Source organism: Neobacillus rhizosphaerae (genome assembly GCF_050477885.1).
GTDB lineage: Bacteria > Bacillota > Bacilli > Bacillales > Cytobacillaceae > Neobacillus > Neobacillus rhizosphaerae_A.
The window spans coordinates 1-9,757 of sequence record NZ_JBCNAC010000049.1 but is presented as its reverse complement, the minus strand read 5'-3'; the positions used below and the strand labels follow the sequence as shown (position 1 = coordinate 9,757).

The following is a 9,757-nucleotide window of genomic DNA, read 5'->3' as shown; positions in this document are numbered from 1 at the left end:
GGAGCGGAAATCAACAGACATGTAAACAGAAACAAAAACTAAGAAGGTGCAAAGGTGAAGGCTGCGGCTATTATTTTATCAGGTGGAAAATCTAGCAGAATGGGTACAAACAAGGCCCTGCTAAAAATAAACGAGAAAACAAACATTGAAAGAATTGCAGATACGCTAAGGCCCCACTTTGATGATATAATTCTAGTAACCAACAATCCTGAATCTTATGAATTTTTAGGACTGAAGATGGTAAAAGACCATTATCCTGGTATGGGACCACTCGCAGGGGTTCATGCAGGCTTGAATTACTCGGATTATGATGTGAATCTGATTGTTGCCTGTGATATGCCGTTTGTTTCAGGAGAACTGGCGCAAACGCTCGTCCACTTCTGCAGCCATTATGATGCTGTCATACCCGTGATCAGTGGGAAACAGCACCCACTTTTTTCTGTCTTTAAAAAGGAGATTGCAGAGAAAGTGGCTGAGAGCATCGAAGAAGGAACACTTCGAATGAAGCACCTTTTGGATCGCTTGCAGGTGCTGTACATTACTGAAAAAGAATTACAATCGTATAGCCAATTCGATCTTGAAAAGGTCTTTTTTAATATGAATCATCCGAATGAGTATGAAGATGCTAAAAAGTGGGCCGAAGCAGAATAGATGACCACAAGGGGGAAAAGGGGAACCATGCAATTTTTCAAAGTAAAAACAGTGGAAGAGACATTCGCCTTAATAGAAGAATATATACCGGTAACGCCACACAAAGAGGTGCGGGTGCTGGAAGAAGCGCTCCATTACATTCTTGCCGAGCCGGTCGTGGCCAAGGAAAATGTCCCGAGCTTTGACCGCTCAACAGTGGATGGATATGCTGTAAAAGCGAAGGATACGTATGGTTCCTCTGAATCAATGCCTGGATTCCTTACTGTAACTGGGGAAGTGAAAATGGGCGAAGTCCCTCAATCTGAGGTGGGCCCAGGTAATGCGGTCTATGTGCCAACTGGCGGGATGATGCCTGCTGGCAGTGATAGTGTCATAATGATTGAACATTGCGAGGACCTCGATGGCCTCTTAAATACGTATAAGCAAATTGCACCAGGCGAAAATGTGATTAGAGCCGGTGAAGATATAAAGGAAGGCGAAAACCTTCTAACTGCAGGGACAAAGCTCCGTCCTCAGGAATTAGGGGCGATGGCCTCCTTAGGGATTACCCATGTAACCGTCTTTCGTCAATTGAAGGTCGGCTACCTATCGTCCGGAGATGAAATTGTTCCCTATCAAACGGAAACACTCCAAGAAGGTCAAATCCGCGACATTAATTATTTGACGATTGCAGGGCTAGCTCGCGAATGGAATGTGGAGGTTGTGTACGGTGGCATTGTGAAAGATGACTTCGATACCTTCCAGCAACAAGCCCGCGAGCTTTACGATCAAGTGGACTGCCTGATCCTTTCTGGAGGAAGCTCGGTTGGGGCAAAGGACTATACCACAGAAGTCATTCAATCCTTGGGTGACCCTGGCGTATTTGTCCACGGGATTTCGATTAAGCCAGGAAAACCAACGATTCTCGCTATGGCAGATGGAAAACCGGTCATTGGGCTACCGGGACACCCTGCGTCTGCGATGATTATCTTCCGCTTATTCGGTGAAAGAATTTTACGAAAGCTGATGGGTGAAAAAATAGAGCGGAAACCAGAGCGGATTTTTGCAAGAATTACAAAGAATATCCCATCCTCCCCAGGACGTTCTGATTATATCCGTGTCCGTCTGTTTGAAAAAGAGGGAGAATGGTGGGCGGAGCCAATTATCGGAAAATCAGGCTTAATTACCACATTAGTCAAGAGCGATGGCATTGTTGAGATTATTTCAGAAAAAGAGGGAATTTCACAGGGAGAATTCGTTCCTGTGATTGCATCACGATAGGGGGAAAGGCAAATGGACCAGAAATATTATAAACGAAAAATATATTTAGAAGATAAACCCCGAGCGGAAGCGAGAGAAGAAATTCTTGCAGCACACCAGTTGCCCTCTGAAACGGAATATATCTCAGCCATAGAAGCGTTAGGACGAGCAACTGCTGAACCGATTTTTGCAAAGGTTTCGATGCCACATTATCACGCTTCAGCGATGGATGGCATTGCCGTAGTAGCGGAAAGTACCTATCAAGCACACGAGCAAAATCCACTGCAGCTTAAAAAAGGCAGTCAATTTTGCTATGTAGATACAGGCAATTCGATTCCATCCCCCTTTAATGCCGTGATTATGATTGAACATGTGGATGTAATCGATGACGAAACGATTGAGATTATTGAGCCAGCCACACCTTGGCAGCATATCCGTCCGATTGGCGAAGATATCGTTCAGGAGGAAATGTTGTTCCCGCAAGGCCATGTATTGAGACCAGCGGATTTAGGCGTGCTCTTGGCTGCACAGCAAACCGTTATTCCAATCGTAAAAAAACCAGTGGTGACAATTATTCCAACCGGGAATGAACTGGTACAAGCAGATTCAGAACTTGCTTCTGGGAATATTATTGAATTCAATGGCACGGTGTTCGCTAATTTTATTAAAGATTGGGGAGGCGAGCCTAAGCTCCATTCGATTGTGAAGGACGAGCCTGAGAAAATTAAAGAAGTCCTTTTGAAGGCGTCGGAAACCTCCGATATTATTGTGATTAATGCCGGTTCTTCTGCAGGGCGGAAGGATTTCACGGTGCACATTATTGGTGAAATCGGTACAGTCTTTACCCATGGGGTCGCCGCGCGGCCTGGAAAACCTGTGATTTTAGGGAAAATAAATGAAAAAATCGTCGTCGGTGTTCCAGGGTATCCTGTTTCTGCCTATTTGGCCTTAGAGTGGTTTGTCCGTCCATTGGTGTGTAAGTACTTAGGAATTCCTGAACCAAAAAGACAGAAGGTAATGGTAAAGCTTGGCCGCCGCATTGTTTCGTCTATGGGTGCGGAGGATTTTATTCGAATGAATATCGGCTATGTGAATGGCCAATTTGTTGCCAATCCGCTGACAAGAGCAGCAGGGGTAACGATGTCTTATGTCAGGGCAGATGGCCTCTTGATCGTACCGTCAAATGTCATTGGCTATGAGCAAGGAGATTTCGCTGAAGTAGAGCTTTTAAGACCGCTAGAAGAAGTGAAAAACTCCATTGTGTTTAGCGGCAGCCACGATTTGACGATTGATCTATTATCATCTCAGTTAAAACGAGTGAACACCGATAGAAAAATTGTCTCGTCGCATGTCGGCAGTATGGCCGGAATCATGGCGATTCGAAAAGGTGAGGCCCATGTAGCGGGTATTCATTTGCTTGACCCAAGTACAAAGCAATATAATGTTTCATATGTAAACAAAATACTAGCAGGTCAAGACGTCGTTCTGTATCCATTTTTAAAAAGGAAGCAAGGATGGATTCTACCAAAAGGAAATCCACTTGAAATAGAAACCGTGGTAGATGTAGCTAAAGGCAAGGCGAATTTCGTCAATCGCCAAAAAGGGGCCGGTACAAGAATTCTGTTTGATCTACTACTCGCGGAAGAGGGACTCTCCTCAGAGGACATTATTGGCTATGAGCGGGAAATGTTCTCCCATCTTGCGGTAGCGGCAGAGGTCAAGAGTGACCGTTATGGTGCCGGACTTGGTATCTATCCTGCAGCGAAAGCCATGGACCTAGATTTTATTCCTGTTGCCGATGAAGAATATGATTTAGTGATGACAAGAAGCTTTTATGAAAGTGACAACGGTAGACAGCTAATTGAGCTGATCCAGTCTCCTGCATTTAAAGAACAGGTAGAAAAGATTGGTGGCTATCAAGTAGTGGAAAATGCAGAGCCAAAGCGCTTGTCTGAAGAGGTGAAGTAAATGAAAATGTTCGAGATTTCAAAGGAACCGATTGATATCCAAGCAGTAATTGATAAAGTCGTTCAGCGCGAGGCGGGGGCGATTACGACCTTTATTGGTACCGTCCGTGAATTAACGAAGGGAAAGAAAACGTTGTTTCTCATTTATGAGGCGTATGAAGCAATGGCTGTGAAAAAGCTGGAGCAAATTGGTGCGGAAATTGAACAGCGTTGGGAAGGTTCGTGCGTCGCAATCACTCACCGTGTCGGCCGATTAGATATTACAGATGTAGCGGTAGTGATTGCCGTTTCTACCCCGCACCGTGCAGATGCGTATGAAGCCAACCGATATGCGATTGAACGGATTAAGGAAATTGTTCCAATCTGGAAGAAAGAGCACTGGGAAGACGGCGAAGAATGGATGGGCAATCAGCTTGAAACAGTGTCTTATCCAAGCGGAAAGCCTGAGGAGAGTGACTTGAATGAATAAGGTACTATTTTTTGCCCACTTACGTGATGCAGTCGGTGGTGAGGAGTTTCTTTCTATCGATGCCAGCGGTAAAACCGTTGCTGAGTTAAAAGCGGAGTTAACCGCCAACTATAATCTGCCGAAAATGGACACCGTGATGACGGCGATTAACGAAGAGTTTGCTTCTAATGATGAGGTCATTGCTGAAGGTGATGTTATTGCGTTCATCCCTCCCGTCAGTGGTGGGTGATTGAATATGGATGAAAGATATTCTAGGCAGGTTCTATTCCCTGGAATCGGCAAAGAAGGGCAAGAGAAGATTAGAAAAAAACATGTTCTGATTATCGGTGCGGGGGCACTGGGGTCGGGAAGTGCAGAGGTTTTGGCCCGGTCCGGTGTGGGCAAGCTGACGATTATTGACCGGGATTATGTCGAAGCAAGTAATCTGCAAAGGCAGCAACTCTATACGGAGGAAGATGTTGCTGAAAAGCTACCGAAGGCTGCGGCAGCAGAAAAGCGCCTGCGTGCCATCAATTCCGATGTAGAGATTCGGGCGATTATCGGTGATGCGACTCCTGAATTGCTGGAGGAGTTGGTAGCCGGCGTGGATTTGATGATGGATGCAACCGATAATTTTGAGACGCGGATGGCCATGAATGATGTGTCACAAAAATACACGATTCCGTGGATTTACGGTGCTTGTGTCGGGAGCTATGGAATGAGTTTTTCCATTATTCCAAGGAAAACACCGTGTCTTAACTGCCTTTTACGATCCATTCCGCTACAAGGGCTGACCTGTGATACGGGTGGTATTATTTCTCCTGCTGTCCAAATGGTTATTGCGCATCAAACGGCAGAAGCGCTGAAGATTCTGGTTGAAGATTGGGATGCTGTCCGCACATCGTTTGTCAGCTTCGATTTATGGAGAAATGAATATACGAGCTTAAAAATGTCAAAGGCGAAGTTCGCTGGCTGCTTATCATGCGGCGAGGAGCGAACGTATCCGTATCTCGATTATGAGAATATGACGAAAACAACGGTGCTGTGCGGCCGCGATACTGTGCAAATCCGGCCTGCGGCTGCTAGTGAAATTTCCTTGGAACGGCTTGCAGGGCAGCTTAGCTCACTAGGTTATGTAGTGAAAGGCAATCCTTATCTGCTGTCTGTGGAAATGGGCGACGAACGGATGGTTATTTTTCAAGATGGCCGCGCTTTGGTCCATGGAACCAAGGATTTAACACATGCAAAATCTATTTATCAACGAATATTAGGATAAAACGAACCCGTACCAGTGATGGTACGGGCATTTGCATTTTCGTGAAATAATGGCATCCTGTTGATTGGAGTGGAAGGCGCGAAGACTCCTGTGGGAGTACGGTTCAGGGGAGACCCCAGGCGCAAGCGCCGAGGAGGCTCGCCGAAACGCCCACGGAAAGCGAAGCGCCTGGAACGGTAATCAACAGACTTTATTAAAAGTACGATATTCGACTTGTTTCACGTGGAACATGTCGAACGGTGGATGGGTCTATTTTTCGTAAAATGGTTGATTATCAGGTAGAATAGAAACGAGACTGAAAATAGAGGTGTCACAAATGAACATATCCATCCAAAAGCTCTTAACTAAAATAGAAGAAGAATTAAAACAAGCGAAAACAGCACACATGCAAGAAAGCTTGCGGGAAAAGGTGTACTCTATTAAAATATTATGCGAATTGATTCTGGACGATCAGCCAGCAGCGCAGAGTGAACGACCGTTGAATGCACCTGCTGCCGCGAAACCAGTACACACACAACCGGTCTATCAGCCAGTGGTCGCACAGCCAGTTTTTCAACAGCCGGCACCCGTCCAACAGGGAAAGAAACTAGAAATGGACAACGAAGCAAACGGAGATTCTTTATTTGATTTTTAAAATGGGAGGAAATAGAAGATGAAAGCTTTTATCGTAATTGGGGCGATTAATGCCTTTTTAGCAGTAGCACTTGGTGCCTTTGGAGCACATGGATTAAAGGACAAGCTAGATGCTCATTATCTAGAGATTTGGAAAACAGGCGTAACCTACCAAATGTTTCACGCAACAGGCATATTAATTATTGGTCTACTTCTGGGAAAAGTAGCAGCAAGTTCGCAATTTACTTGGTCCGGATGGTTAATGTTAGCCGGAATTATCCTATTTAGCGGAAGCTTGTATGCATTAAGCTTAACCAAGGTAGGCGTATTGGGGGCCATCACACCAATTGGCGGAGTATGCTTCTTAGCGGCATGGGTCCTGATGATAATTGGAGCGGTTAAACATTTTTAAGCTATAAAAAGGCATTGGGTTTAAGCCCAATGCCTTTTTAGCATGACCAGAAAGTATATAATTCGACTTCGAGAATTGTCCAGCTCCAGCGCCTAGCCAGTTTTCACCCTGAATAATCTACTTTGATTATCTTGTAACAATCATGGCTTGATAAAGCGATGATTGTTACAGCTCGGGTCAAATAACCTTCTGCAATAAAAGTCAAAGAGCGACTTTTTTTGCAGAAGAACATTTGCCTGTCGGGGCTGATCAAGGCGCTTCCGCTTTTCTTATTATCTCGGAGGGTAAGTACCTAAGCTTGGTGCTGCACCATATGGATATTCATATTCGATTTCCTCAGCAAACGTAATGTAATCGACCGCTACCATTGGAATAAGGAAACGAGTGCCAGCTTGCGGATCACTTAAAATAACATGGTCCCTTCCTGCCGCCTCAATAATTCCTTTAAATTCTTTCGCGTTCCACTGATTGTTACCCTCGAAGGTTGCAAATACACTTACAAGTTTTCCTTTGTTCAAACGTAGAATATTTTCAATGTAGGATTGCTCGATTGGAAGCATACCTGGGGCAGTTCCACCCGCTGGTGGCATTTGTGGCATTTGCGGCATTTGCCCCATTTGCTGCTGCATCTGTCCTGTTGATGGTGGTGGGAATTGTGGGAAGCCCTGCCCTCCACCCATAGGTTGTGCACGGTTTTGTCCAGCTACTCCAGTATAAGGCTGAAATCCTTGTGGATTGTTATATTGGTTCATCTTTTCCCCTCCTAAAATGATTGAACGAATCGCCCAACAGTCTATTCATACTCCAAAGAAGCCCAAATGTTACAGTTGGGATGCTACTTTTTTCTCACCTCACCTTGATGAGACATACGGAGCTTTATTTGAGACTCGCTGTTTAAATAGTATGAAGGGGTTGGGAGAAATATGACTGGCTTTTGGCGGGAAAACAAAAAAGCTCTCAAGCCAAAGCCTGAGAACTTTCTGTATTATACGTGAAGGAATGTGGATACGCGTTCTTCTTCGAGAAGGTTCCCAACGAAGAAGGCTCCGAATTCGCCGAAGCGAGCACTTACCTCATCAAAACGCATTTCATATACAAGCTTCTTGAACTGTAGAACATCTTCTGCGAACAATGTAACGCCCCATTCGTAATCATCGAAGCCAACAGAACCCGTGATGATTTGCTTAACTTTCCCTGCATATGTACGACCGATCATTCCGTGGCTGCGCATCATATTGCGGCGTTCTTCCATCGGAAGCATATACCAGTTGTCATTGCCTTGACGGCGCTTATCCATTGGATAGAAGCAAACATGCTTAGTTCTTGGAAGCGTTGGGTAAAGGCGCGCCAAAATTTGTGGGTTTTGGTATGGATCTTCTCCTGCTGGCAGGTAGTTACTTAACTCCACAACTGAAACATAAGAATGAGCAGGAATCGTGAATTCAGCTAATTTTGTTTTGTTGAATTCCGTTTCAATCGCATTTAATTCTTCCATTGTTGGACGTAAAATCATCATCATAAAATCAGCCTTTTGACCAACAATTGTATATAAAGCATGACTGCCTTCTTTACGTTCCTGTGTTTGATTCCATTTTTCAACTAGACTTAGAAACTCATGGATAGCGGCTTGGCGCTCATCACTTGAAAGCATCTTCCACGTTGTCCAATCAACTGTACGGAAATCATGCAGGCAATACCAACCGTCAAGCGTTTGTGCTGCTTCACTCATTAAAATCACTCCTAAATAATGATTCTTCTTATTAACACTCTTAACTATAACATAGTTTGACCAAGTGAAGCCCCAATAAAACCTTAATTGAAGAGAAGTGGATATTTTTATTAAAAAGGGTAAATAGTAAAAAGTGAGAGTGTAATTTTTTGAAAACAAAAACATTTCGATGAAACCGCTATCTGTGACGTACTTTGCTTGAAATTTTACTTTGGTAAAGTATGCTAATAGGGGTAGTTTTTTTAAAAGGGAGGATTTCATTGTGAGTGATTTATTTGAAGGGTTAAAACAAAAAGTTTCCGGCCGTGATTTGCGTATTGTTTTTCCAGAAGGCTTAGACGAGCGAATTGTTAGAGCGACAGCCCGTTTAGCAGAGGAAAAATTAATCACACCGATTCTAGTAGGTAACATTGAACAAGTTCAGGCCAAAGCAAACGAGCTTGGCGTTTCTTTAGATGCGGCTGAAATTTATGATCCAGCAACCTATGCGGGAATGGATGAACTAGTTGCTGCATTTGTTGAACGCCGCAAAGGGAAAGCGACAGAAGAGGATGCACGTAAGATTTTACTAGATGAAAACTATTTCGGCACAATGCTCGTATATACGAACAAAGCACACGGACTTGTCAGTGGTGCGGCACATTCGACTGCAGATACAGTGCGTCCTGCCTTGCAAATTATTAAAACAAAAGAAGGCGTTAAGAAAACTTCTGGTGTGTTCATCATGGTTCGTGAGGAAGAGAAGTACGTTTTTGCGGATTGTGCCATCAATATTGCACCAGACAGCAATGATTTAGCAGAAATCGCGATTGAAAGTGCGAAAACGGCTGAAATGTTCGATATGGAGCCACGTGTTGCCATGTTGAGTTTTTCAACAAAGGGTTCAGCGAAGTCTCCTGAAACAGAAAAAGTGATTGCGGCAGTGGAGGAAGCGAAGCGTCGTGATGCTTCACTAGTATTGGACGGCGAGTTCCAATTTGATGCGGCTTTTGTTCCATCTGTAGCAAAAAGTAAGGCTCCTGGTTCCGTTCTACAAGGGGATGCAAACGTGTTTATTTTCCCAAGCCTTGAAGCAGGAAACATCGGTTACAAAATTGCGCAGCGCTTAGGCGGTTTCGAGGCAGTTGGTCCAATTTTACAAGGATTAAATGCACCGGTAAACGATCTTTCTCGTGGTTGTAACGAAGAAGACGTGTACAAGCTGGCATTGATTACAGCTGCACAAGGATTATAAGAAAAGATGAGCTAGTCCAAGGTGGGCTGGCTCTTTTTATCGAAAGGCTTTGTTAAAGAAGATTAATAATTTTCATTCCCTGTTGATTGGAGCGGAAGGAGCGAAGACTCCTGTGGGAGTATGGTTCAGGGGAGACCCCGCAGGCGTTAGCGCCGAGGAGGCTCGCCGAAACACCCACGGAAAGCGAAG

The 9,757-nt window shown here is 44.5% G+C and carries 11 protein-coding genes; 9 read left to right on the top strand and 2 right to left on the bottom strand.

Going from position 1 to position 9,757, the window contains the following annotated elements; all coding sequences use genetic code 11:
- Positions 1 to 54 precede the first annotated feature (54 nt).
- From mobA to ABES03_RS06425, 8 genes are all read left to right on the top strand, one after another.
- Positions 55 to 651, top strand: a complete 597-nt coding sequence (gene mobA, locus ABES03_RS06460; protein WP_430116189.1) for a molybdenum cofactor guanylyltransferase — start codon at positions 55 to 57, stop codon at positions 649 to 651.
- A 27-nt stretch (positions 652 to 678) separates the two neighbouring features.
- On the top strand, positions 679 to 1,911 hold the full coding sequence (locus ABES03_RS06455; protein ID WP_430116188.1) for a molybdopterin molybdotransferase MoeA: 1,233 nt from the start codon (positions 679 to 681) through the stop codon (positions 1,909 to 1,911).
- A 12-nt stretch (positions 1,912 to 1,923) separates the two neighbouring features.
- Positions 1,924 to 3,858, top strand: coding sequence for a molybdopterin biosynthesis protein (locus ABES03_RS06450; RefSeq protein ID WP_430116186.1), 1,935 nt, complete (start codon positions 1,924 to 1,926; stop codon positions 3,856 to 3,858).
- Positions 3,859 to 4,326 carry a molybdenum cofactor biosynthesis protein MoaE gene (locus ABES03_RS06445; RefSeq protein WP_430116183.1) on the top strand — a complete coding sequence of 156 codons (468 nt, stop codon included), beginning with the start codon at positions 3,859 to 3,861 and terminating at the stop codon, positions 4,324 to 4,326.
- On the top strand, positions 4,319 to 4,555 hold the full coding sequence (gene moaD / locus ABES03_RS06440) for a molybdopterin converting factor subunit 1 (protein ID WP_430116182.1): 237 nt from the start codon (positions 4,319 to 4,321) through the stop codon (positions 4,553 to 4,555). Before ABES03_RS06445 ends, moaD begins: the two co-directional genes overlap by 8 nt.
- 6 nt (positions 4,556 to 4,561) lie before the next feature.
- Positions 4,562 to 5,581 carry a thiazole biosynthesis adenylyltransferase ThiF gene (locus ABES03_RS06435; protein WP_430116180.1) on the top strand — a complete coding sequence of 340 codons (1,020 nt, stop codon included), beginning with the start codon at positions 4,562 to 4,564 and terminating at the stop codon, positions 5,579 to 5,581.
- 316 nt (positions 5,582 to 5,897) lie between these two features.
- On the top strand, positions 5,898 to 6,215 hold the full coding sequence (locus ABES03_RS06430) for a YwdI family protein (protein ID WP_430116179.1): 318 nt from the start codon (positions 5,898 to 5,900) through the stop codon (positions 6,213 to 6,215).
- 18 nt (positions 6,216 to 6,233) lie between these two features.
- A complete protein-coding gene (locus ABES03_RS06425; protein WP_430116178.1) occupies positions 6,234 to 6,605 on the top strand; it encodes a DUF423 domain-containing protein in 372 nt (123 codons plus the stop codon).
- A gap of 272 nt (positions 6,606 to 6,877) precedes the next feature.
- On the opposite strand, the gene gerQ is transcribed toward ABES03_RS06425, so the two are convergent.
- Together gerQ and hemQ are read right to left on the bottom strand one after the other, a co-directional pair.
- Positions 6,878 to 7,357 (bottom strand): spore coat protein GerQ, encoded by a 480-nt coding sequence (gene gerQ / locus ABES03_RS06420; protein ID WP_430116176.1) that lies wholly within the window; start codon positions 7,355 to 7,357, stop codon positions 6,878 to 6,880.
- A gap of 233 nt (positions 7,358 to 7,590) precedes the next feature.
- Positions 7,591 to 8,334: a hydrogen peroxide-dependent heme synthase gene (gene hemQ, locus ABES03_RS06415; protein WP_430116174.1), complete on the bottom strand. Its 744-nt coding sequence runs from the start codon at positions 8,332 to 8,334 to the stop codon at positions 7,591 to 7,593.
- Positions 8,335 to 8,596: 262 nt separating this feature from the next.
- Here hemQ and pta point away from each other — a divergent pair, with 262 nt between their 5' ends.
- Positions 8,597 to 9,568: a phosphate acetyltransferase gene (gene pta, locus ABES03_RS06410; protein ID WP_430116172.1), complete on the top strand. Its 972-nt coding sequence runs from the start codon at positions 8,597 to 8,599 to the stop codon at positions 9,566 to 9,568.
- Positions 9,569 to 9,757: the final 189 nt, after the last annotated feature.